22 protein-coding genes and 1 pseudogene are annotated in these 22,032 nt (G+C 52.7%); 21 read left to right on the top strand and 2 right to left on the bottom strand.

The annotated features are described in order from the left end of the window. Positions 1–928 precede the first annotated feature (928 nt). From ACR0FE_RS18015 to ACR0FE_RS17985, 7 genes and pseudogenes are all read left to right on the top strand, one after another. Positions 929–2,443, top strand: a pseudogene (locus ACR0FE_RS18015) (FAD-binding domain-containing protein). A 2-nt stretch (positions 2,444–2,445) separates the two neighbouring features. Next, the gene (locus ACR0FE_RS18010; RefSeq protein WP_480442129.1) at positions 2,446–2,577 is read left to right on the top strand and encodes a DUF2256 domain-containing protein; all 132 of its coding nucleotides are present in this window, start codon (positions 2,446–2,448) and stop codon (positions 2,575–2,577) included. Beyond that, positions 2,574–3,818, top strand: coding sequence for an FAD-binding domain-containing protein (locus ACR0FE_RS18005; protein ID WP_480914394.1), 1,245 nt, complete (start codon positions 2,574–2,576; stop codon positions 3,816–3,818). Before ACR0FE_RS18010 ends, ACR0FE_RS18005 begins: the two co-directional genes overlap by 4 nt. A 3-nt stretch (positions 3,819–3,821) precedes the next feature. Next, positions 3,822–5,321, top strand: coding sequence for a cryptochrome/photolyase family protein (locus ACR0FE_RS18000; protein WP_480914392.1), 1,500 nt, complete (start codon positions 3,822–3,824; stop codon positions 5,319–5,321). Between the two features lie 15 nt (positions 5,322–5,336). After that, on the top strand, positions 5,337–5,684 hold the full coding sequence (locus tag ACR0FE_RS17995; RefSeq protein ID WP_480914390.1) for a YdeI/OmpD-associated family protein: 348 nt from the start codon (positions 5,337–5,339) through the stop codon (positions 5,682–5,684). A 16-nt stretch (positions 5,685–5,700) separates the two neighbouring features. Then, entirely contained in the window at positions 5,701–5,880 is a 180-nt protein-coding gene (locus tag ACR0FE_RS17990) for a YdeI/OmpD-associated family protein (RefSeq protein ID WP_480442127.1), read from the top strand. A 462-nt stretch (positions 5,881–6,342) separates the two neighbouring features. Further along, on the top strand, positions 6,343–7,071 hold the full coding sequence (locus ACR0FE_RS17985; RefSeq protein WP_170612308.1) for an SDR family oxidoreductase: 729 nt from the start codon (positions 6,343–6,345) through the stop codon (positions 7,069–7,071). Positions 7,072–7,119: 48 nt separating this feature from the next. On the opposite strand, the gene ACR0FE_RS17980 is transcribed toward ACR0FE_RS17985, so the two are convergent. Then, positions 7,120–7,875, bottom strand: coding sequence for an N-acyl homoserine lactonase family protein (locus ACR0FE_RS17980; protein ID WP_170612306.1), 756 nt, complete (start codon positions 7,873–7,875; stop codon positions 7,120–7,122). 41 nt (positions 7,876–7,916) lie between these two features. On the opposite strand from ACR0FE_RS17980, the gene ACR0FE_RS17975 reads away from it, so the two are divergent. From ACR0FE_RS17975 to ACR0FE_RS17955, 5 genes are all read left to right on the top strand, one after another. Then, positions 7,917–9,035: a pyridoxal phosphate-dependent aminotransferase gene (locus ACR0FE_RS17975; RefSeq protein WP_170612305.1), complete on the top strand. Its 1,119-nt coding sequence runs from the start codon at positions 7,917–7,919 to the stop codon at positions 9,033–9,035. A 188-nt stretch (positions 9,036–9,223) separates the two neighbouring features. Continuing rightward, entirely contained in the window at positions 9,224–9,697 is a 474-nt protein-coding gene (locus ACR0FE_RS17970; protein ID WP_480914388.1) for a DUF427 domain-containing protein, read from the top strand. A gap of 6 nt (positions 9,698–9,703) precedes the next feature. Continuing rightward, positions 9,704–11,023: an ABC1 kinase family protein gene (locus ACR0FE_RS17965; RefSeq protein WP_480914386.1), complete on the top strand. Its 1,320-nt coding sequence runs from the start codon at positions 9,704–9,706 to the stop codon at positions 11,021–11,023. 375 nt (positions 11,024–11,398) lie between these two features. Further along, complete coding sequence (locus ACR0FE_RS17960; protein WP_480914385.1) at positions 11,399–13,288, top strand: SLC13 family permease; 1,890 nt, start codon at positions 11,399–11,401, stop codon at positions 13,286–13,288. A 253-nt stretch (positions 13,289–13,541) separates the two neighbouring features. Next, the gene (locus tag ACR0FE_RS17955) at positions 13,542–14,447 is read left to right on the top strand and encodes a haloalkane dehalogenase (RefSeq protein ID WP_480914383.1); all 906 of its coding nucleotides are present in this window, start codon (positions 13,542–13,544) and stop codon (positions 14,445–14,447) included. A gap of 32 nt (positions 14,448–14,479) precedes the next feature. On the opposite strand, the gene ACR0FE_RS17950 is transcribed toward ACR0FE_RS17955, so the two are convergent. Continuing rightward, entirely contained in the window at positions 14,480–15,367 is an 888-nt protein-coding gene (locus ACR0FE_RS17950; RefSeq protein ID WP_170612298.1) for a LysR family transcriptional regulator, read from the bottom strand. A gap of 104 nt (positions 15,368–15,471) precedes the next feature. Here ACR0FE_RS17950 and ACR0FE_RS17945 point away from each other — a divergent pair, with 104 nt between their 5' ends. The 9 genes from ACR0FE_RS17945 to ACR0FE_RS17905 all read left to right on the top strand — a co-directional run bounded on the left by ACR0FE_RS17945 (position 15,472) and on the right by ACR0FE_RS17905 (position 22,013). Continuing rightward, positions 15,472–15,762 (top strand): putative quinol monooxygenase, encoded by a 291-nt coding sequence (locus ACR0FE_RS17945; RefSeq protein ID WP_170612296.1) that lies wholly within the window; start codon positions 15,472–15,474, stop codon positions 15,760–15,762. Between the two features lie 26 nt (positions 15,763–15,788). Continuing rightward, positions 15,789–16,802, top strand: a complete 1,014-nt coding sequence (locus ACR0FE_RS17940) for a zinc-binding alcohol dehydrogenase family protein (protein ID WP_480527296.1) — start codon at positions 15,789–15,791, stop codon at positions 16,800–16,802. Beyond that, entirely contained in the window at positions 16,803–17,183 is a 381-nt protein-coding gene (locus tag ACR0FE_RS17935) for a VOC family protein (RefSeq protein WP_321250639.1), read from the top strand. 145 nt (positions 17,184–17,328) lie between these two features. Beyond that, complete coding sequence (locus ACR0FE_RS17930) at positions 17,329–17,712, top strand: nuclear transport factor 2 family protein (RefSeq protein ID WP_480914380.1); 384 nt, start codon at positions 17,329–17,331, stop codon at positions 17,710–17,712. A gap of 156 nt (positions 17,713–17,868) precedes the next feature. Then, positions 17,869–19,022 (top strand): IS3 family transposase gene (locus ACR0FE_RS17925; RefSeq protein ID WP_480914378.1). Its coding sequence is split into 2 segments (ribosomal slippage): positions 17,869–18,159 and positions 18,162–19,022, totalling 1,152 coding nucleotides; the frame shifts between segments, so codons are not numbered across the junction. A 102-nt stretch (positions 19,023–19,124) separates the two neighbouring features. After that, complete coding sequence (locus tag ACR0FE_RS17920) at positions 19,125–19,628, top strand: aggregation factor core (RefSeq protein WP_480914376.1); 504 nt, start codon at positions 19,125–19,127, stop codon at positions 19,626–19,628. A 13-nt stretch (positions 19,629–19,641) separates the two neighbouring features. Beyond that, on the top strand, positions 19,642–20,094 hold the full coding sequence (locus ACR0FE_RS17915; protein WP_480914374.1) for a TspO/MBR family protein: 453 nt from the start codon (positions 19,642–19,644) through the stop codon (positions 20,092–20,094). A gap of 11 nt (positions 20,095–20,105) precedes the next feature. Further along, positions 20,106–20,660, top strand: coding sequence for a CIA30 family protein (locus ACR0FE_RS17910; RefSeq protein WP_480914372.1), 555 nt, complete (start codon positions 20,106–20,108; stop codon positions 20,658–20,660). A 171-nt stretch (positions 20,661–20,831) separates the two neighbouring features. Beyond that, positions 20,832–22,013: an adenylate/guanylate cyclase domain-containing protein gene (locus tag ACR0FE_RS17905; protein WP_480914371.1), complete on the top strand. Its 1,182-nt coding sequence runs from the start codon at positions 20,832–20,834 to the stop codon at positions 22,011–22,013. Positions 22,014–22,032: the final 19 nt, after the last annotated feature.

Below are 22,032 nucleotides of genomic sequence, written 5' to 3'. Positions count from 1 at the left end.
AAGAGTTTAGAGAAGAGGGACATTGGGCGGCTCCTTTCAGCGTTGCCATGACCGGAGACTAGCGCCGCTTAGGACAGGCGTGAAGCATGTCATGCTATCAGAACACCGGTCTTCGATCCGACGGTACGCTCCTTGCGTGGCCTAGTACGTCCAGATCCTTGGCAAAAGCCCATTCCCCCGCATCACTCTCCCTTGCACGGAGGGCCCAAAACCGCCGTTCAAACAGACCATCGCCAACGACTGCACCGAGCCCCAAGCAGTCGCTTGCTACAGGCAGTGCAAGAACGCAGCAGTGATCCAAATGCCCGCGCCGTCTTGATCTGGGATGACAGACAGCGCGGGCCATAGTCTGGTCATGGGACTGCCCAGACTATTTGGAATGCGAAATTGGACATGCGTAGTTAACCAGAATGGCTTGGCTACTCATTTACGACAGTGTTGTCCCACCTAGTGACCAACTACTCGCACAATGGGACCCTGTCTTCAGAGACGTGACTGCAAGATCTGATACACAAGCAAACATATAACACGCGAGAAAAATTACTTTATCGCGCGTAAAAAATGTTGAATTGTTGTATTTTAGATTCAAGTATCGGCGTGTGTAGCAAGTTTGTATTGTCAATTTTGCTCACGTAGTAGCCAGATCTGTCTGGTTAGCCTCCTGGAGACGAAAGTGAGTGGCGTCGCCGGGAGGCAATTTTTTTTGCTGAATGGTCCTCTTAGAAAAAGGTCGAGTTCGGGCGCACACAGCACTCCTATGACCCCTCCTCGCAGGTGTCAGTCTCGCTCGCAGAAACTTCCAACATTCAAGTACCGAAGGCCAATGGCTTTTGTGCAAAAGCCACGTCAGCAGCGAATTGCGGAGACGACTTTAACAAAGATCCATTTTTAGTGGCCATTCGTACACTACTTGAACAATGGAGGTGTCGTGCAGGTCGTTTGGTTCAAACGAGATTTGCGGGTAACGGATCATCCGGCACTAGCGCAAGCGTCTGAGGTCGGGCCAGTTCTGCCACTCTATGTGGTTGAAACTGAGCTTTGGCAGCAACCCGACGCGTCAACACGGCAGTGGAACTTTGTTGCTGAGACAATCGCTGGGTTACGAAAAGACCTTGGGAAACTGGGCCAGCCGCTCATTGTGCGCATCGGGCAAATTGTGGAGGTCCTTTCCCAGTTAAAAGATCGTGGTCTTATCGACGAGCTCTGGTCACATGAGGAAACTGGAAAAAATTGGACGTATCAGCGGGACCGTCAGGCCGCTGCGTGGTGCAGGGAGCATGGCGTGCGGTGGCGCGAAGTACAAAACCATGGCGTTTTTCGGAGGCTCAAGTCTCGCGACGGCTGGGCGGAAAGTTGGGATAGGTTTATGGCTCTGCCCGTTTCTTCACCAGTTGCGCTAGAGCATATCGGCGTAGAACCAGGATACATTCCCACGGGGCACGACCTCGGCTTGCGGGATGATCTATGCGTTGGTCGTCAAGCAGGTGGACGAGCTGCGGGTTTGGAACGTCTGAACAGCATTCTGACCCGCCGTGGCAAAAGATACCAACGCGAAATGTCCAGCCCCTTGCAGGGGGCTGTTGCGTGTTCGCGGCTATCGCCCCACCTGGCTTGGGGTGCGCTTTCGATGCGCGAGGTGTCGCAAGCGACTGAAAAGCAGAGACGAAGATTGCCGCCGCAAGCAAAGGACCGGTGCAAATCGCTTCGCTCTTTCTCGGGCCGATTGCATTGGCATTGCCATTTTATTCAAAAACTTGAGGATGAACCTCGGATTGAGTTTGAAAATCTGCATCTGCTCTACGACGATCTTCGACCGAAAGCGCCAGATGCCGAACTCTTGGCTGCATGGTCCAACGGCGAAACGGGCTATCCTTTCTTGGACGCATGTATGCGGTCGTTGCAAGCAACGGGGTGGCTCAACTTTCGGATGCGCGCGATGGTGATGGCCGCGGCGAGTTATCACCTCTGGCTGGATTGGCGGGCCCCGGGTGAGCATTTGGCGCGCATGTTTACTGACTACGAGCCGGGCATTCACTGGAACCAGGTGCAGATGCAATCAGGCACCACCGGCATCAATACTGTTCGCATCTATAATCCGGTTAAGCAGGGCTATGATTAGGATCCAGAAGGATTGTTCATTCGGACATGGTTGCCGGAATTGTCCCACATCACTGATCAGCATATCCATGAACCTTGGAAAGCTCACGGCGCGAAACAAATCATTGGAACGCTTTATCCAGCGCGTGTTTTTGACCATCTCGCAGCGGCTAAGGCCGCGCGCGAGCGGGTTTGGAGCGTCCGCCGAAGCGCGGAGTTTCGCTCCGAAGCGCGAGCCATCGTGACAAAACACGCGAGCCGAAAGACCAGGCGGAGTGCTCGCAAAGTCGCGCGGGCTTCTCAAGATCAAATGCAACTCGGCCTGCCTTTGGGGGACCATTGGTGAAGATGCGAAAGAGAGCCGATTTACCCCAGAAAATCTGCCCGGTCTGTCAGCGCCCTTTCACTTGGCGCAAGAAATGGGAAAAAGTTTGGGATGAAGTGAATTACTGCTCGAAAAAATGCAGGTCGGCCGCATGACCGAGATTTTTCCAGAACTTGGGGAAGCGAAAGAGACGATCAGTTTCAAGCCCACACGAACCAATGGCCTTAAAAGGCTGAAGCAGTTCGTAGGACGCGCCGGTCGGCATTACGCAGGTAAGCGGAACTACGATTTTGGGACCGATCAACGCAGCAATGTATCGGGTTTGTCACCTTGGGTGCGCCACCGTTTGATAACGGAACAAGAGGTACTGGCAACTGTACTAGCGTCACATAATCCCGACGCGGCGGAGAAGTTCGTTCAAGAAGTGTTCTGGCGCACTTACTTCAAGGGCTGGCTGGAACAGAGGCCCAGCGTCTGGGCACATTATCAACGGGATCTGTTGAGCGCTTTAGAGCGACTAAAATTCGATCAGGGCTTAGAGATCCGTTTCAACGATGCAGTGAACGGCAATACCGGCATCGACTGTTTCGATCATTGGGCGCTGGAACTGGTGACGACCGGTTACCTCCACAACCATGCGCGCATGTGGTTTGCATCAATTTGGATTTTTACGCTCCACATACCCTGGCATCTTGGCGCGGACTTCTTTTTGCGGCATTTGCTGGATGGCGATCCCGCGTCAAACACGCTGAGCTGGCGGTGGGTCGGCGGATTGCACACGAAAGGCAAAACCTACCTCGCGCGACCCGATAATATTGCCAAATACACGCAAGGACGGTTTCAACCAAAAGGCCTCGCCAAATTTGCAGAACCGTTGACCGAGCCGGTAGATCACCCGCTCATTCCACTTTCTATCCCGCTCATTCCCGCAGACAGCCCTTATCTGTTGCTGTTGACAGAGGATGATCTGTCAAGTGACTGCTTAGTGCGGACATCGCCTGCTGCCGCGATTGGACTTTTGGCGACGCATGGTCGGTCTCCAAACCCGATGGGGGACGCCGCAAAGGATTTTGCCAAGGGCGCGATGAACAGCGCCCTGGAACCCCATGGAAAACACGCGAAATCAGCTGAGGATTGGTGTGGTCCGTTGATCGAGGCAGCACGGAATGCCGGCGTCACGACCATTGCAACAGCCTATGTGCCTGTCGGCCCCACTCGGTCATGGCTGGATCGTGCGGAGCCTTTATTGAGAGACGCAGGCCTATCATTGAATAGGATAATGCTGCCGTACGACGCTATGACATGGCCTCATGCAAGGGCCGGATTCTTCAGCCTTCGAAAGAAGATCCCGTCGCTCTTAGGCCAATTGAACCTAGCCACCCAACAAAGAGAATAGCTCGTGTCCTCTGCAGTCCTTCTACTCCCCAACCAATTGTTTGCCCAACACCCGGGTCTGTCCGCCGGGCCAGACACTGTTGTGCTTTTCGAAGACCCGCTGTTCTTTGGCGATGCGCATTACCCAGCCACGATGCATAAACAAAAGCTTTGGCTGCACCGCGCCTCTATGGCGCGCTATCGCGATGGCTTGGTCGCTAAGGGCATTGATGCCGCGATCTGGCCCTTTGAGCGGCAGTCGGGCGCGTGCCTGCGACTTTTTCAAAACCTACGTGATCGCGGTGTCAGCCAAATGATCATAGCTGATCCAGTAGACTTCATTGCGGAAAGACGTTTGCGGGCGGCGGCTAGCAATACCGGCATCACGCTCGACATCAAGCCATCGCCTGGCTTTCTGAATACGCGGGCCGACAATCTGGATTGGTCTCTCGGTCGAAAACGTTGGCTCATGGCTGAGTTCTACAAAAGCCAACGCCGACGCTTGAACGTTTTGATGGACAGCGGTCAACCGACCGGGGGACGATGGAGTTTTGACGAGGAAAATCGCAAAAAAGTGCCCAAGGCGCTGTTGGGCAGCCTGCCTTGGATCGACTGGCCTTCCCATGACGCAGTTGATGAAGCCGCAAAAGCGAGCGTTGTTGCTGACTTTCCAGATGCATTAGGCAGCCTAGATACGTTGTATTATCCGACATCACACAACGCTGCGTCCGTCTGGTTGACGCAGTTTCTGGAACGGCGGTTCGAACGTTTTGGCGACTATGAAGATGCCATTGTTGAGGGAGAAAACTGGCTATGGCATGCCATTCTCACGCCTGCTTTGAACATTGGATTGTTGACGCCGAAACAAGTTTTGGACGCTGCCCTGGAGCATGCGGATCGCAAGGGCATTCCCCTGAATTCTGTAGAAGGTTTCATCCGCCAACTCAGTGGCTGGCGCGAGTTCATGCGCGCGACTTATGATGGCCTAGGTGTGCCGATGCGCACGACAAATCACTGGGGCCATCACCGCGCCATGCCCCGCTCTTTCTACAACGGAACCACTGGTATTGATCCGCTGGATGACACGATCAAAAGGGTGCTCAAAACTGGGTATTGCCACCACATTGAACGCCTCATGGTACTGGGCGGATTTATGTTTCTGTGCGAGATTGATCCGGACCATGTCTATCGCTGGTTCATGGAAATGTTCGTCGACAGCTATGATTGGGTTATGGTTCCTAATGCCTACGCGATGAGCCAGCATGCCGATGGAGGGTTGATCACCACCAAACCGTACTTTTCCAGCTCAAACTATGTTCGCAAAATGAGCCATTGGGGCAAAGGGCCTTGGGCCGAAATTTGGGACGGACTTTATTGGCGCTTTATCCTGAAACACACCGATAGACTTGCAGGAAATCCCCGATGGGCGATGATGTGCCGTACGGCTGGGCGCATGACGTCAGAAGTCAAAAACAAGCATGTCAAGACGGCTGAAGCTTTTTTGCAACGGATGACACGAGCATGAACTCCTCGGCAGCGTATGACTGAGAGTGAGGTCACATCCAGAGATCAACTTTGGGACTGGCTGAACAAGCACTTTACCCAACCTGAGAGCGTCCGACTGATCACGTGGAAGGCTGCACATCTGCGTAGATATGTCAGTCGGGATGAAGTGTTGGATGCGCTGATTGCGTATGGTTGGATTGATGGAAGACGATTTCCAATCGAAGAAGACTGGACGGCGCAACTTATCGGCCCGCGAAAACAACAAGCTTGGTCCAAAAGCTACAAGGACAGGGCGGAGCGCCTTGGGCAAGAAGGCATAGTGCACCCCGCCGGAGAGGCTTCCATACAAGCCGGTAAAGCTTCAGGGCTTTGGAACTTTTGACGATGTCGATGCTCTTATCGTCCCAGACGATTTATCCGTTGTATTGAACCTGGACAAATGGGAGCGATTGCCCCCGTCTTACCGACGCAATGTCCTGCGCTGGATTAAGGTCGCCAAGTACCCGACAACGCGCCAACGGCGGATCGATAACACGGTCGTAACCACGCACACCGGCGAAAGAATGCAGCAAATGTAGCGCCGTCAGGTTTGTTCTTAGTCCCTAGTTGGAACTTGAACTTTCGTATCGCGTTAGAGCAACGCAGCCAAAATTTTGGTTTGGAGTAGCCGCCACGGAGGTCGCCGTCCGCTTAAGCAATGAATTTTCGCGTTTGTGGCACTACGGTCCAAGTGCTCAGACTTAAGTTCGCGCCAATTCCGCCTCGTTGAGAGGCTGCAAACGGGAAACCCGATGCAATGCCGCGCAGCCTTTGACGCGCCTAAAAGGCCACGCTGCATCAGCGATTTTCGAAAGTCCAATGTTGGAAATTTTCGCAGAGCAGTTACCTAGCAGACAGCTGCGAATGACCAAACTGAGCCCAAAGCGGACGAGCGGTGATTTCAAGCCCAATTGAACCGTGCCAATTTCATGTAAAAGGGATGCCAGGTTCATACTATACTCTATTGTGCCTCATACGAGGCCGAGGTCAGAGGAGTTACTATGAAAACAGCTGTTGTGACCGGCGCCGCGGGAGGGATGGGGCAAGCCATCTGCCGCCAATTGCCGGCAGTCGGTTTCCACGTTGTTGGACTGGACCTCAATGAGGAGGGTTTAGGTGAACTGGCGACAGAATTAGGTTCGAATTTCACGCCAATCTGCGTTGACTTAACTGATCATTCGGCTATCGCTCAGGCGTTTGATGGCATTAAGACAACGCATGGCGGTCTGGATGCTTTGGTAAACAATGCAGGCACCTGCTTCATGTCCGACTTCCCGCACATTCCGCCCGAGGAACTCGAAAAGCAGATGGCAATCAATTTTAATTCTGCTTTCTATTGCTGCCAGCAGGCGGTCCAATTGATGTTGGAACGCGAAGGAAGCAAAAAGATTGTCAATATCTCATCGAACGGAGCTTACAATTTCGATGTTTTTGACCCTCCGCACTACCGTGCGTCAAAGGCTGCGATGGATACTCTAACAAAAGACCTCGCCCGTCGATACGCAAAGGATAAAATCTGTGTAAATTCTCTGGCACCTGCCATGACTGAGACACCGTTGTTCAATGTCTTGACCGAGGAAGTCTTGAAGAAAGCCGTTAGTGCCATGCCACATGGTCATGCGATGCTACCTGAGCAAATCGCCTCTTGGGTTGGTTTTCTCATTTCACCGGCAGGGGATGTTTCCAGTGGGAATGTGATTATTCTGAACCAAGGGCGCGACGTCAGATAATTCTTTGGTGCGACATCACTTTCCGGAAAAATGGTCCAAGGGGTGGGATCAGCTGTAGACTTCTGGTGCTTTCTTCAGAACAGCCCACTGCTTTGGACAATGCCCATAGATTACAAAGGCATCTCGCTCGGATGCCAGACGCATCAACCTGTCTGCGCTGGCAATTGCTGCATCTTCGTCCCAAGACCCGGCAAACTTCTCGTCGATTTCTGCTGGTCGGGAAATCGCATCACTGGTCAATAAAATCGCCCCCGACGGAAGATCGACCATTACCGCGATCTGGCCAGGCGCATGACCGGGTGCCATCAAAACGAAGATACCTGGCCCAATCTCTACGTCGTCATCAATAACCAGGTAATCCTGCTCGGGCCATTCCATCGGCCGCATATCGCCCCAATACAAGGGGCGAGGTAAGGCTCGCTCGGCAGAGGAGATGAGAATGGGACTGTTTGGAAAGTCGCCCAATGCACCGATATGGTCGATATGGGAGTGCGTACAAATCTGTAATGCAATGTCTGACGGAATAAGCCCGAGTTTTGCCAGCTGTGCGCGTGGCAGATTATCTGGTTCGCACTTCAGAACCTCGCCAAACTCGAACAATCGATCTTCTTTGACCGCGGCGTCGGTATCAATGGCGTATTTTTCAGGAAATCCAGTGTCGATGAGTATTGCTTCTCCCAAATCTGTTCGGATCAGAAACCCGCAGATACCTATGATGCGGCCAGTGGAATGGACCTTGAACAGCCCGTAGTCCAAAACCACAAGGTCAATCGGTCGCCCTTTGACAAATCCCTCTGCTTGCACAGACTCTCTCCCTGATTGACTACAAAGATTTTGAGTAGAGCATGAAAGTCAAGATACACACACTTTTTCAATACCTACTGGATACCACGGAAGCGGATCCAGAAGCTTTCGTTGGGTTTTCCTTGTCCGAGTCGCCGCGTTTGGGTGAGTTCATGGATGCGCTGGATCCAGCGCTGCCGTTGGATTGGAACCAAAAGAGCTTTCGGGGTCTGCCTGCTTTACGACGGCATGTTTTGGACCGCGCTGGCTTGTATGATGTTTGCAAGCCAGACGACGTTCTGATCACCGCCGGCGCCGCGGAAGCCAATTATCTTGCATTCATGCAATTGGTCCAACCGGGCGACGAAGTCGTAACGGAACGCCCGGGCTGGCCACAAGCGGGCGTATTGGCAGAGGCAGTTGGCGCGACGCTAAAAGTTGTCGACCGCGAAGAGAGGGCTGGTTGGGTATTGCCGCTCGACAAAGTTGAGGCCGCAGTAACAGCGCGCACGCGGCTCATCTTTATGACCAACCCCAATAACCCCACCGGGCAGTTGATGACACAAGCAGAGCTGGAAAGGCTTGTCCAAATCGCAGATCGCGTAGGTGCATGGCTGGTTGTTGACGAGGTTTACGCGGGATTGGAGTGGGACGGGTCCCGTGCCCCTTCGATTGCTGGTTTGTATCCAAGGGGTATCACGACGGGCAGCGTTTCCAAGGCACTGGGGCTCCAGGGGCTACGCACCGGCTGGATGATATGCCGTGATTCAGATCTCATTTGGGACGCTATTATTCTGCGGGAAAACTCGAGCGAAATTATGAATATTCTTGGCGAAGTCATCGCCGAAATCGCCTTGAGGTCTGACCAATATAATCAGGCTTTGAAAATTGCACGGGCAGCTGGGATGAAAACGCTGGAACGCCTGGATAGGTTTGTTGCCGATCAGCCCAACCTCGATTGGGTCAAACCTCAGGCTGGATTAATTGGTTTGGCACGGCTCGATGGGATTGATGGCGACGTGTTCGCCAAACGCTTGCTCGCCGATCCCTATCGGACATTTCTACTACCGGGTTCGTCTTACGGGATGCAGAACCACATCCGACTGGGTGTGGGGGGAGGTGCTGCTGCCAACCTCGACCTTGGCCTAGAGCGCATGGGCGAACTATTGGCAAACTGGTAGATTTAGGACACTCATTTCGACGGTTCGGGCTGCAAAGTCGGTCAAATAACGTTGCCCGTCCCAAGCTGACACTAAGCCCAATTTTGGTGCAAGTTAACCTGCCATACGCTGAAAGCTCTATCGCTAGAATAACGCTGTCGGCGCGCTAGTTCGAAGATGGAACAACTGATTCATAACCAAGGTTCGAAATGACAGGTTGGACAACTGAAAACATCCAAGACTATCCGCGACCACCTGCGCTGCGGGCAGTGCCTCATCGAGTGCGGATCGAGCTCGGCGGTCAAACAATCGTGGAAACCGATCAGGCGTTTCAGGTTCTCGAAACCCACCACGCCCCCACGTATTATATTCCGCCGCAAGACATTGATGCCGTTCTGACAAAGGCCTCGGGTAGATCATTCTGCGAGTGGAAGGGTGTTGCGAGCTACTGGGACGTTCAGAGCGGGGCAGCTGCGGCTAAGAAAGCTGCGTGGAGTTATGCTGCACCAACCATCAAATTTGAACGGATTAAGGGCTATCTCGCCTTTTACGCCGGACTTATGGACGCCTGTTTTGTTGATGAGTACCGGGTGATCCCGCAACCCGGGGATTTCTATGGAGGTTGGGTCACCGAAAACTTGAAGGGTCGCATAAATGGCGCTCCGGGCACGGAATTTTGGTGAGTATTGATGACCGACCCTAAATCCTCACCAACCCCTTTGGCAGTTCCTACAAGCCGTTTGGTCCGTGTTGCCGGTTTAAGCAGCATGACGGCAGGCATTGCGGGGAACATGGCAGCACGCGCCCTAAGAGAGATCGGTCGCGGCGCGCGACCCGATATGCGTGGTTTGTTGATGACACCCGGCAACGTGACACGAGTCGCGGATCAACTCGCTCGCATGCGAGGCGCCGCGATGAAGGTGGGTCAGTTGATTTCGATGGATGCAGGTGAGGTCTTGCCGCCTGAACTGGCTGACATCATGGCGCGTTTGCGAGATCAGGCGCATTTCATGCCCCCCAAACAACTGCGTGACGTCTTGAACCGAAACTGGGGCCAGGACTGGCTAAAGGCCTTTCACACCTTCAATGTAAGGCCCATTGCGGCGGCTAGTATAGGGCAAGTACATCGTGCAACCTTGAAAGACGGGCGCGACGTGGCGATCAAAGTGCAGTATCCCAATATCGCTCGCAGTATCGACAGCGATGTTGCCAACGTGGCTGCTTTGGTTCGGATGTCGGGTCTGCTCCCCAAAAGCTTTGATCTGGGTCCGTATATCCAAGAGGCACGCAGACAATTACATGAAGAAACGGATTATGAACGCGAGGGGCAACACCTGCGCTATTTTGCTGAACTGTTGCAGGCAGATGAAGCTTTCGAAGTCCCAGAGTTCTATCCGGATTGGAGCAATTCAGAAGTTCTGACGATGTCCTTTCTGGAAGGTCGCCCAATCGAAGCAGTGAGTGATGCGACCAAATTGGAACGCAATCAAGTATCCGAGGCACTGGTCGATCTCACGCTACGCGAGATTTTTGACTTCGGCATCATTCAAAGCGATCCAAACTTTGCCAATTACCGATACAACCCAGATAATGGGAAGATTAGTCTCTTGGATTTTGGCGCGGCACGTGCGCTGCAACCATATGCAATCGATAGTTACGCGCATTTGTTACGCGCAGGGTTACTAGAGGATGATGCAGATCTTCGTAGGGCTGCGATCCAAATGAAGCTTATTGCAGACGACGGCCCATACGACGACCGCATCCTCGGAATGATCCGCAGCGTTTTTGACGCAATCCTATCTGCGGATGAATTTGATTTCTCCGACCGAGCGCTCTCCAACCACTTGAACAAAGAAGGCATGGCTTTGGCTGAGGCCGGGTATTTCCCACCCCAGCTTCCAATGGATGTTCTTTACCTTCAGCGAAAGATTGGAGGGATGTTCTTATTGGCCACTCGATTGAATGCCTCGTTGCCTGTGAAGACTCTTCTTGCAAAGTACGTCAACTAACCCAAAACTTCCGACGACAGACAGGAATGACCAGCATATACTCGCGCCTAGGGCAGCATAGCCCGCAAAGCTGTTGCTGGCATTAAGTGCAGCGAAGGTCTGCGCCGAGTCCATATGAATAATGACGATACGGAATATGTAAGTGTTTGTACTCGAGAATTAGTGAAAATTCATTTTGCATTGCGATGGTTAAGAGAGGCTTGGGAGTTTGTCACCAGCGTCTCTTTGGGTTGGCGAAATCCAGGTTTCAGCAGATATCACGTCCGAGAAAACAAGCCGCGTGAGTCGGCCTGATGGATTTTGGCCTTATCTGACGCGCAGAGTTGGTTCTTCGTATTTGCTGGTAGTCAGGTAACGTTAGGTTGGGAGTGCGATATGGAATTACCAACACTGACATACGAAATGATAGCCGTACTGAGTCTATTGTCTTTTACCGTCTTACTTTTTGTTACCGAGATTATACGGATCGATGTCGCAGCAATTCTTGTAATGGTGCTGCTTGGTGCACTGAGCTATCTCCCGGGGCTGGGTAATCTTGCCGATATATCAAAGCTCTTTGAAGGTTTTTCCTCGAACGCAGTGATGTCCATCATCGCAGTTATGGTAATCGGGGCTGGGCTTGATAAGACGGGGCTTATGTCAAAGGTTGCGGCCCTGATCCTCAAGAATGGAGGCACGACAGAGGCTCGGATAATCCCGATAATTTCAACTACGGTTGGTGTGATCAGCTCTTTCATGCAGAACGTGGGAGCTGCTGCGCTTTTTTTGCCCGTTGTGAGCCGCATCTCAGCGCGTACAGAAATACCGATGAGTAGGTTGCTTATGCCCATGGGGTTTTGCGCGATTCTGGGTGGTACGATCACATTGGTCGGGTCGTCACCCCTCATCCTGTTGAACGACCTGATTGTTTCGGCAAACTCATCTCTTCCGGCTAACCAACAAATGGAGACATTTGGGTTGTTTTCAGTCACGCCTATCGGTGTAATGCTGGTGCTGACAGGGGTACTTTACTTTGTGCTCTTTGGTCGTTGGGTCCTCCCTGCGCAGCGGGAGCGTGGAGAAGACGCAAGCTCAGCCCGGTCCATGCAGACCTACGTCGAAAACACCTATGGGCTTAGGGCTGATATGTTCGAGATACGTGTTCCAGAAGGTTCGATCTTGATTGGACAAACGCTCGCGGATGTCATGGTCGCCCATAATTTATACATTCTCGGCACATCCTATCGCGGCCACAAGGTCATCGCGCCGATGGCGGATACCAAGATCGAAGCGCCAGCGCGGCTTGCAGTGCTTGGCCTGCGCCGTGTGGTTGAGCATCAGTTCGCTGAGCCTTATGGCTTAGAGATTCTGCCCCAACTGGATGTCTTTGCAGATGATTTCGCCGCGACCCAATCGGGGGTGGCAGAGGTTGTTATTCCGCCCGGTTCTTCAGTGATCGGCCAGACTCCGATTGATTTGCGTCTCCGTCAGACACATGGTTTGTCTCTGTTGGCCATTCAGCGCGGCGAAGAAACACTGAGCCATGTAGAAACCGAAGATCATTCAGCCACGCATATCGGGCAAGTCCCTTTGCAGGCGGGTGATACGTGTGTCGTGCACGTGCAATGGGACCGTCTGACACGACTGAAGTCAGACAGGGATTTTGTCGTCGTAACTTCGGACTTTCCCCAAGAAGAGTTACGCCCACACAAGGTCGGATGGGCGCTTGCTTTCTTCCTAATAGTGTTGAGCTTAATTCTGTTTTCTGATCTGCGCTTGTCATTATGCCTGTTGATCGGCGCTATTGGGATGGTGTTGAGCCGGGTGCTCTCGATTGACGAAGCCTACGAGTCGATAAGTTGGAGCACAGTCTTTCTACTGGCTTCGCTGATCCCGTTGGGCCAGGCAGTTCAGAACACTGGCACTGCGGATTGGATTGCCGCGCATGTGTTGGCCCTCCTGAAGGGGTGGCCGATCTGGTCTTTGCAAGCAGGGATCGCCGTTTTGGCAACGGCGTTCACGCTGGTCATGTCCAACGTAGGTGCAACTGTTCTGCTGGTGCCGCTGGCGGTTTCTATTGCCGTATCAGCGGGTGGTAACCCGGCCGTATTTGCTCTCACCGTGGCAATTTCAACGTCCAACTCATTTTTGATCCCAACACACCAGGTGAATGCGTTGATCATGGGCCCAGCAGGCTATCGGGTGGTCGATTTCGTTCGCTCGGGCGGAATCATGACTCTCCTTTTCTTGGTTGTTTCAATGACCGGACTTGCGCTTTTCTTCTGAGCCGCTTCTCGGCGACCCGCACAATGAACTCTGCTTCAGCTCAGAAGAACTGGCAAGATGAGGTCTTGGAGGCCAATCCTTTTGTTGGAGCAGAAAATCCGAGATCTATACAAATGGACTTTCGCTGCGAGAAAGAGAAGAAGGGCGGCGAACAAATGCAAACCTGACGTCGACATACGCTGGTACTGGACCGTCTTTGTTTTATCGATCACTGTTGCTTGGCCAATACCGTCGGCATATTGGAGAGTTCACAATGAAGTTCCTTCGAACACCTGACCATCGGTTTGACGGGTTGCCAGATTTCGCATTCGGCCCGAATTATCTTGATGTGGATGATACCGAAGGCGGTCGTCTCCGAATGCACTATTTGGACGAGGGACCGGAACAGGCACCGCCCGTATTGTTGATGCATGGAGAGCCAACCTGGTGCTTCCTGTATAGGCACATGATTCCGTTATTCAAGGATGCGGGCCATCGAGTTCTGGCTCCTGATTTGATTGGGTTTGGGCGGTCGGACAAGCCAACCGAGCGATCCGACTACACCTACCAACGCCATGTAGACTGGATGTCCGAGTGGTTGCGGAAAGTTGACCTGACTGGCATCACATTGGTGTGTCAGGACTGGGGCGGACTCATTGGCTTGCGGCTGGTTGCGAGTATGCCCGAGCGTTTCTCTCGTGTGGTTGTGGCGAACACGGCCCTACCTACCGGTGACGTGCCCTTGGGTGAGGCATTTCTTTCATGGCGGGAATATTCACAATCTGTGCCTGAATTTAATTCGGGCCGTATCGTATTTGGCGGCACAACATCGAAGATTTCAGATGAAGAGGTTGCAGCCTATAACGCACCGTTTCCGGATTCGCGCTATCTGGCAGGCGCTCGCGAGTTTCCAGTGTTGGTGCCCGACTCGCCTGACAATCCAGCTTCTGAAGCCAACCGAGCCGCATGGGAAACCCTCAAGACCCTAAACACCCCGTTTCTGACTGTTTTTGGAGAAGACGACAGGGTCATGGCGGGGGTAGACAAACTGTTCCAAAAGTCGATCCCTGGGGCAGTTGGTCAAAATCATACTGTTTTGCCTAAAGCGGGGCATTTCATTCAAGAAGATGCTGCGGCAGAGCTAGCAAACGCGACTTTGAAATTCATTGAGCAAACATAACGGCTGTCAGATTAGTGACTTCCCCTGCGGCCTCAACTCACGCCAAATTTGCGACGCAAATGCTCAGCTAAGGCCGTTATGCGACGTGGTTGGGCTCGGCTCGGCGGAAACATCATTTGCAAAGGTTTCGGCGGTGGGAGGAAGTCGCGCAAGACAGAAACAAGTTTGCCAGATCGAACATCTTCGCCGACATCCAGCTCCGACTTCAAGACGACCCCATGACCTGCAATCGCCCATTCGCGGATGAGTGAACCATCATTGACTATTCGATTTCCTTTTACCGATACGCGCTGGGCATTTGGTCCTGATCCAAACTCCCAAACGTTGTCGATTATGTCGCCAAACCTCATAACCAAGCAGTTGTGGTTCAATAGATCTTCTGGTTTTTCAGGCGTTCCGAATAAGGCTAGGTAACTTGGGGAGGCACATACGAAACGTTGGTAGCTTCCTAAATTTCGTAATCTGAGCGAGCTGTCTGTGATGTTGCCGAAGCGAACGGCGAGGTCAAAACCCCGGCCTACAAGGTCGACGTAGCCGTCCGAGAGGGACAGTTCGATTGAGACGGCAGGGTTCTCTTCGGTGAATTCGGCAATAACCTCGGAAACAAAGCTCCGCCCCAAATCGATAGGCGCGCTTATGCGAATTGGACCAGACAAAGTTTCGGCGCCGTGCCGAACAAGCGTATCCAGGTCCGCAACCTCACTGAGTACGTTTCTTGCTCCATCGGCTAGTGTACGGCCTTCTTCGGTCAGGCTAATAGAACGAGTGGTGCGGTTGAACAAAACCACTCCGTAGTGTGCCTCCAGAGCCGCGAGTCGCTCGGACACTGTCGTGCTCGACATCCCTGTTGCGCGCGCTGCGGCCACAAGACTGCCTTTCTCGGCTATAGTCAGAAACAAGCGAAGATTGTCTAAAAGCATTAAACGGAATTTCCGGATTATATGTTCGATCTCGCCCCGTTTATCCCGAAAAGACTGCGGCGTAAATCTAGCGCATCGCTCAAGAACACAAGGGACCTATTCCAATGGCCAAGCTGACAATTGTCGCCAACATCAAAGCCAACCCCGACAAGATCGACCTTGTAAAGGGTGAGTTGATCAAGCTCATCGACATAACCCGTGCCGAAGAGGGTTGCATTAACTACGACCTGCATCAGGACAACGGCAACCCGGCCCATTTCGTATTCTACGAAAACTGGCAAAGCCGGGAGCTTTGGCAAACCCACATGGGTGCTCAGCACCTTGCGGCTTACCTGGAAGCAACAGAGGGTGCCGTTGCAGAATTCACGTTGAATGAAATGACAGTCATCGGTTGATACAAAACCGAACAAAGGAGCACTTTATGAAAGCCGTGGGATACCGTGAGACAGGGTCGATTGATCGGGCGGACGCCTTAATCGACTTCGAGGCCGACAAACCGACGCCGAAGGGGCATGACTTGTTGGTGAAAGTGCAGGCCGTTTCAGTGAACCCGGTCGATACGAAAATTCGGCAAAAACGTGCTCCTGTAGGTCCAGCACCTGATATTTTGGGGTGGGACGCAGTAGGCATCGTCGAAGCAGTTGGCGAAACGGTTGAGACTTTCCGTCCGGGAGATGCAGTTTGGTATGCCGGGGCAATAGACCGACCGGGAACCAATGCCGAGTTTCATCTGGTGGATGAACGTATTGTCGGATCAGCGCCAAAATCCATACCGGCGAAAGCAGCTGCGGCGATGCCGCTAACGACGCTTACTGCCTTTGAGATGCTGTTCGACCGCTTGCGAGTCCAAGATGCCGTTTCCGGCGGAACCAATACGTTGCTGGTTATTGGTGGCGCAGGCGGTGTCGGGTCAATCACCATTCAATTGGCGCGGGCTCTCACTGACTTGACGGTGATTGCCACTGCGTCCCGACCCGAGACGCAAGACTGGGTTCGAGAGCTTGGCGCACACCATGTCATCAACCATGCGGAACCTTTGGGCGCGCAACTCGGGGCTCTCGGTATCGAAAGCGTGGATTTCATCTATTCAACGAACCAGTCCGAGCTATACGCATCTGAAGCTGGAGAGGTGATGACACCTCAAGGTCGCTTTGGGTTGATTGATGATCCTGAAACCTTCGACATCGCGCCGTTCAAACCCAAATCGATCTCATTGCATTGGGAGTTCATGTACACTCGGTCGCTTTTTGGGACTGGAGATATGAATCGTCAAAGCGAAATCCTGAATCAGGTCGCCGCGTTGATAGATGATGGAGAGATCAGATCTACAGCGACCGAAACACTTGGTAGGATCAATGCTACAAACTTAATGAAAGCGCATGCTATCCTCGAAAGCGGCAAGGCCAAAGGAAAGCTCGTGCTTGAGGGTTTTTAGATGAGAATTGAGCGACTGGATCATGTGAATATCGTGACCACAAGGTTGCCTGAGATGGTTACTTGGTATGAAGAGGTCCTGGGTTTAAAACTCGGGGCCCGCCCTGATTTTCCGTTTCCCGGAGCTTGGTTGTATGCGGGTGATCACGCCGTGGTTCACCTTGTGGGTCACGAAGGAACGCCTAATGTCGGCTCCGAAGTAAAGCTCAAGCTCGAGCATTTTGCGCTCTCAGCCACAGGGTTGAGAGCATTCGAGGAAAAACTGATCTCGTGTCAGATCCAGTATCGCAAAACTGATGTCCCGGGGGCTGGAATGGTGCAAATCCATGTGGCCGATCCTGATGGAAATCATATTCATATTGACTTCGAAGAAACCGAATAAGTGGCTAACCCTCAAAATAGTCGCAACGCAAAATCAAGCTCGTAACTTCTTGCCGATTAGGGATTGAGGTCCTTGCCGGGTTGCTTCCAAAACTTGCGTGGGCCAACATTTTTTGGGCGGTGCAAACGTCGATTTGGAGATCAGTATGCCGGACCTCAAAACAAACAAGAAAAACGTCATCGCTTTCTACGAAATGATGTTCAACGCGTGTCGACCTGCCGAGGCCATCGCAACCTTTGTTGGCGAAACCTATACGCAGCACAACCCGCATGTTGGCGACGGCAAGCAAGCCTTTGTCGAGTATTTCGAGCGCATGGCCACCGAATACCCGGGAAAGCGTGTGGATATCAAACGTGCCTTTGCTGAAGACGACCACGTTATTCTGCATTGCCACCAGATCTGGCCCGATGGTCTCGAGTACGCAGGGATAGATATTTTTCGCCTGGACGTTGACGGTAAGGTAGTCGAGCACTGGGACGTTCTTCAGGAAGTTCCAGCAAACAGCGAGAATGACAACGGCATGTTTTGACTTCGCCGTTCTGACTGTGGAGCATTGAACTTCGAAAGCTCCTGTCGGCTAAACCACGATAATTATAGGGTATAAGTGAGCTACCCCCCGAAAACTGGACACTGACGTGGGCTACGATTTGTTGTCTGCTGGTCTTCGACGAAGAGGAGATCAGAGATGTCGAAACGGAAGAACCATTCGCCTGAGTTTAAGGCCAAAGTTGCGCTTGAGGCATTGAAGGGCGAGCGGACGGTTGCTGAGTTGGCAAGCCAGTTTGGCGTTCACCCGACGATGATCCACAGCTGGAAGCGGGCGCTGCTTGAAGGCGCGTCTGGCGTGTTCGAGCGTGGCGGCAAGAAAACCCCTGAGATTGACGAAGAACAGGTCAAGGAGCTCCACGCCAAGATCGGGGAGTTGGCCGTCGCCAACGATTTTTTGTCACGAAAGCTCAAACCGGGGATCGGCAAGTGAGGCGAAAAATGATCGAGCCTGCCAATGCCAACCTGCCTATTGGCAAGCAATGCAAGCTGCTGTCGCTCTCGCGGTCATCATTCTACTATCAGCCCAAGGGCAAGACCGCTCTGAATCTAATGTTGATGCGGCAGATCGACGAGCAGTTTCTGGAAACGCCCTTCTTTGGTGTTCGGCAGATGACCTGGCATCTTCGCAACGAAGGTCATCTGGTGAACGAGAAGCGCATCCGTCGCCTGATGCGGCTGATGGGTTTGATGCCTATCTATCAGAAGCCCAATACCAGCAAGGCGGCGAAAGGGCACAAGACGTATCCATATCTGCTGCGCGGTTTTCGGGTGGATCGACCCAATCAGGTCTGGGCCGCAGACATCACCTATCTGCCCATGCGACGAGGGTTCCTGTATCTGGTGGCGATTATGGACTGGCACACACGCAAGGTTCTGGCTTTGCGGATATCGAACACGCTGGAGGCCGACTTTTGCGTCGACGCGCTGAATGAGGCCATACACCGCTTCGGCCCGCCTGAGATCATGAACACTGACCAGGGCAGTCAGTTCACATCATTTGTCTGGACAGACCGTCTGCGCCGATCCGGCGTGCGTATCTCGATGGATGGCAAGGGCCGGTTCCTTGATAATATCTTCGTCGAACGGCTCTGGCGGAGCCTGAAATCCGAATGCGTCTACCTGCACGCCTGGGAGACCGGGTCAGAGGCAATAGCGGGCGTCAGGAAATGGATCGAGTTCTACAACCGCAAACGCCCCCATTCCGCACTTGGCGGTAGACCGCCAGCCGTGGTCTATTGGCTGAGAAAAGACAAAAACCAAACCGATCAGCAGGAGCAGAGAGTAGCTTAAACAACGCCAAAATCTGTCCAAACATCGGGGAGTAGCTCAAAGTCTGATCCAAGAAACCCACCCAGGCGTATCCATCAAGAACTCTTTAGCAAGGAGAAAAATATGCTCCCGAAGTGTATTCTCGCGGCGACCGTCGGATTATTTGCGGCCACGTCCCTTCAGGCTGGTGTGCAAATTCGATTCATAGAAGGCGCACCCAAGGACCGTTTTGTTCTGACAAACCTCGGAGCTTGCGAAGTAGAAGCCTCGACCGTCAAAATTGACTTGTCGCAATCTGCCGGGCGTCTGATTTTCGACGTTACCGAAAAGGGTGCGGGCGTGGAGGTGTTCCAACCTCTCGAATTCGTTGAGGGTGCGGATGCTCTGCGTCAAATTCCAGCGGTCGTGGATGGGCAAGATACAATTGAGCTTGAGATCGCCTCCCTCGCAGCCGGGGACAATCTCGCCTTTACCATCGATGTCGATGACACTATCGGGCAACGCGAAGTCACCGTAACAAGGTCGGAGATCGCAGGCGCCACGGTGTCATATACCGATGCGGATGAGACTAATACTGCGACCTTCTCTTCCGAAGCACTTGTGAACGTGACGACCAAGGACTGCTGAAAGCTATCCAACAATGTCGAATTGGTTGATCCGCATAGCATTCCTTGCGCTGATGGTGGGAGGCGGCATCCTGATTGGGACACTGACTGCACCCGGCGATTGGTATGCACAGCTTTCTAAACCGGCTTTCAATCCACCAAATTGGATTTTTGGGCCGGTTTGGACGGTGCTTTATGTCTTGATCGCTATGGCGGGTTGGCGCCAGTTTGAAACAGACCGAAGCTCGACCGCCATGAAGCTGTGGTGGGCACAGATGGGTCTGAACTTTTTGTGGTCCCCGACCTTTTTCGTACTGCAACTGCCGTGGTTTGCCCTTTTGGTCATTGTCGCGTTGTTGGCTGTCATCGTTGTGTTCATCGTTAAGGTCAGGAATTCGGATCGGATTTCTGCACTAGCCTTCCTGCCGTACTTTGCATGGGTCGCATTTGCCACTGTCTTGAACCTTTCTATTGCAATACTGAACTGAGAAAGAACGATATGCGTGGAAACTTCGCTGGGCTTGTTTCAAGTCTTTTTATCATCGGATCTACAATGGCACAGGCTGATGAAAATCTTGCAGAAGACTTCTCCGAGTCACCGGAGACGCGTTGGGACTACGTTGCCGACACCGTAATGGGAGGAGTTTCTTCAGGGCAGGTGCAGTTTCGTTCGGAGGGTGATGTTGCATTCGCACGGTTGACCGGAACCGTCAGTACAGAAAATAACGGCGGCTTCATCCAGTTCCGGCGCAAGTTGTCTGATCGGCCAGATGAGGGTGTATCAGGCGTCAGGCTATTGGTACGGGGCAACGGCGAGCACTACTTCGTTCACCTCAGAACACGTGGCACGGTGCTTCCTTGGCAATACTATCAGGCCGCGTTCGCAACTTCTGAAGAATGGACCGAAGTCTATTTGCCTCTGTCAGGCTTCAAAGCTTCAGGTGCCATGTTGCGCGCTATTCCCGTTGCTGACGAAATCACCTCCGTCGGAGTTGTAGCCTACGGGCGCGATCACGAGGCCCGCGTAGATGTCAGTGAGATTGGTTTTTACTGACGTTCAGGTTCCGAAATTCACCTCGGTTGCCAACCAATGTGAAACTTGAGGTTGTTTTGTCTGACGGCGCCGATTTCGCGGAAACGTCGACCGTCCGGCTGCAGGGTTGGCGGTTTTGACGCAACATCATTTCAAACGTACTCTGGCAGCAGCCAAGCGCAAACGAGGACCATGTCTGATCCCGAGAACAGAAATGAATCCGTCGCGGAACCTAGGTCGCACGCTGTAGCCGATGGTATCGGAAGGGCAACGGAGGAATTCAGAATTTCGATGCCAATAGGGATCGGAGCAGTTTTGGCTGCACTTGCCTCTTTGGCCACATGCTATTCTGGAATTCTGTTGACTTATTTGGTTGGCTATGAAGCGCTTTCCATAAACCCACATGTGCAAGCGGTGCTCATGTGGGTGTTTGCTTTGTTGGCGGTCAGTTTCTTGTGGAGAGACCGTAAACGACATGCCAAAGAGCTTCCACTCGTCCTTGGTGGGATTGCTGCCCTTATTTTGATTATCACGCTGTATTTCGGCTATGACGAACGCGTCGAAGCGCTCGCCTATGTACTTTTGGTGATTGCAGCTTTGCTAAACCAGAACTTTATACTCGATGCGTTAAACCACAAGGTTCGTGACCAGACGCATGAAATAGAGGCGTTAAACGAAAGGCTGACAGAGAAGGTGAAGCGCCAGGAAGGCGAAATTGACAGGCTGGGGCGACTTAAACAATTCCTTGCTCCTCAGGTGGCGGAGCTCGTCGTAGAAGAAAATTCTGAAGAGCTTCTTAAAACCCATCGTCAATACATCTCTTGCCTATTCTGCGACATCCGTAATTTCACCGCCATTTCCGAGGCGATTGAGCCGGAAGATGTCATTACCCTTCTCCAGCAATTCCACGATGACGTCGGTCAGTTAGTTGCCCAACACAAGGGGACGATTGGATACCGAGCTGGAGATGGTTTGATGGTCTTCTTCAATGATCCGGTTCCCTGCGAGCAACCCGTCCTGCAAGCCGTGCGGTTGGCTAAAGCAATAAGCGAAGCCTTTGACAGAATTCGAGCACCCTGGCTGAGGCTTGGGCATGCGATGGGTTTGGGTATCGGGATCAGCAGCGGTTACGCAACCCTTGGGCTTATCGGGTTTCATGGTCGGGCCGACTATACCGCTATCGGCGGCGTGGTGATCACTGCATCGAGGCTTTGCGATTTTGCCAGCGACGGGCAGATCCTTTTGAACCAACGGGCGCTATTAGACATAGAAGATTATGTGGAGACAGAAGAACTGGAAGAAAGAGAGCTGAAGGGCATCGGTAACCCCGTGCAGATTTTTCGTGTTCTCAGTCTCTCTGATCAGGCAAATTGATGCGCATTGTCGTTAGGAG

It is taken from the genome of Ruegeria sp. K7 (genome assembly GCF_056531785.1).
The sequence above is the reverse complement of the archived record's forward strand: the minus strand, read 5'-3'. Positions and strand labels throughout refer to the sequence as shown.

Excerpts from the sequence above, each read along its gene's own strand:
- ACR0FE_RS18010 (WP_480442129.1), top strand. The coding sequence starts at position 2,446 with ATGCGAAAGAGAGCCGATTTACCCCAGAAAATCTGCCCGGTCTGTCAG.
- ACR0FE_RS18005 (WP_480914394.1), top strand. The coding sequence starts at position 2,574 with ATGACCGAGATTTTTCCAGAACTTGGGGAAGCGAAAGAGACGATCAGT.
- ACR0FE_RS17995 (WP_480914390.1), top strand. The coding sequence starts at position 5,337 with ATGACTGAGAGTGAGGTCACATCCAGAGATCAACTTTGGGACTGGCTG.
- ACR0FE_RS17985 (WP_170612308.1), top strand. The coding sequence starts at position 6,343 with ATGAAAACAGCTGTTGTGACCGGCGCCGCGGGAGGGATGGGGCAAGCC.
- ACR0FE_RS17975 (WP_170612305.1), top strand. The coding sequence starts at position 7,917 with ATGAAAGTCAAGATACACACACTTTTTCAATACCTACTGGATACCACG.
- ACR0FE_RS17970 (WP_480914388.1), top strand. The coding sequence starts at position 9,224 with ATGACAGGTTGGACAACTGAAAACATCCAAGACTATCCGCGACCACCT.
- ACR0FE_RS17965 (WP_480914386.1), top strand. The coding sequence starts at position 9,704 with ATGACCGACCCTAAATCCTCACCAACCCCTTTGGCAGTTCCTACAAGC.
- ACR0FE_RS17960 (WP_480914385.1), top strand. The coding sequence starts at position 11,399 with ATGGAATTACCAACACTGACATACGAAATGATAGCCGTACTGAGTCTA.
- ACR0FE_RS17955 (WP_480914383.1), top strand. The coding sequence starts at position 13,542 with ATGAAGTTCCTTCGAACACCTGACCATCGGTTTGACGGGTTGCCAGAT.
- ACR0FE_RS17950 (WP_170612298.1), bottom strand. The coding sequence starts at position 15,367 with ATGCTTTTAGACAATCTTCGCTTGTTTCTGACTATAGCCGAGAAAGGC.
- ACR0FE_RS17945 (WP_170612296.1), top strand. The coding sequence starts at position 15,472 with ATGGCCAAGCTGACAATTGTCGCCAACATCAAAGCCAACCCCGACAAG.
- ACR0FE_RS17940 (WP_480527296.1), top strand. The coding sequence starts at position 15,789 with ATGAAAGCCGTGGGATACCGTGAGACAGGGTCGATTGATCGGGCGGAC.
- ACR0FE_RS17935 (WP_321250639.1), top strand. The coding sequence starts at position 16,803 with ATGAGAATTGAGCGACTGGATCATGTGAATATCGTGACCACAAGGTTG.
- ACR0FE_RS17930 (WP_480914380.1), top strand. The coding sequence starts at position 17,329 with ATGCCGGACCTCAAAACAAACAAGAAAAACGTCATCGCTTTCTACGAA.
- ACR0FE_RS17920 (WP_480914376.1), top strand. The coding sequence starts at position 19,125 with ATGCTCCCGAAGTGTATTCTCGCGGCGACCGTCGGATTATTTGCGGCC.
- ACR0FE_RS17915 (WP_480914374.1), top strand. The coding sequence starts at position 19,642 with ATGTCGAATTGGTTGATCCGCATAGCATTCCTTGCGCTGATGGTGGGA.
- ACR0FE_RS17910 (WP_480914372.1), top strand. The coding sequence starts at position 20,106 with ATGCGTGGAAACTTCGCTGGGCTTGTTTCAAGTCTTTTTATCATCGGA.
- ACR0FE_RS17905 (WP_480914371.1), top strand. The coding sequence starts at position 20,832 with ATGTCTGATCCCGAGAACAGAAATGAATCCGTCGCGGAACCTAGGTCG.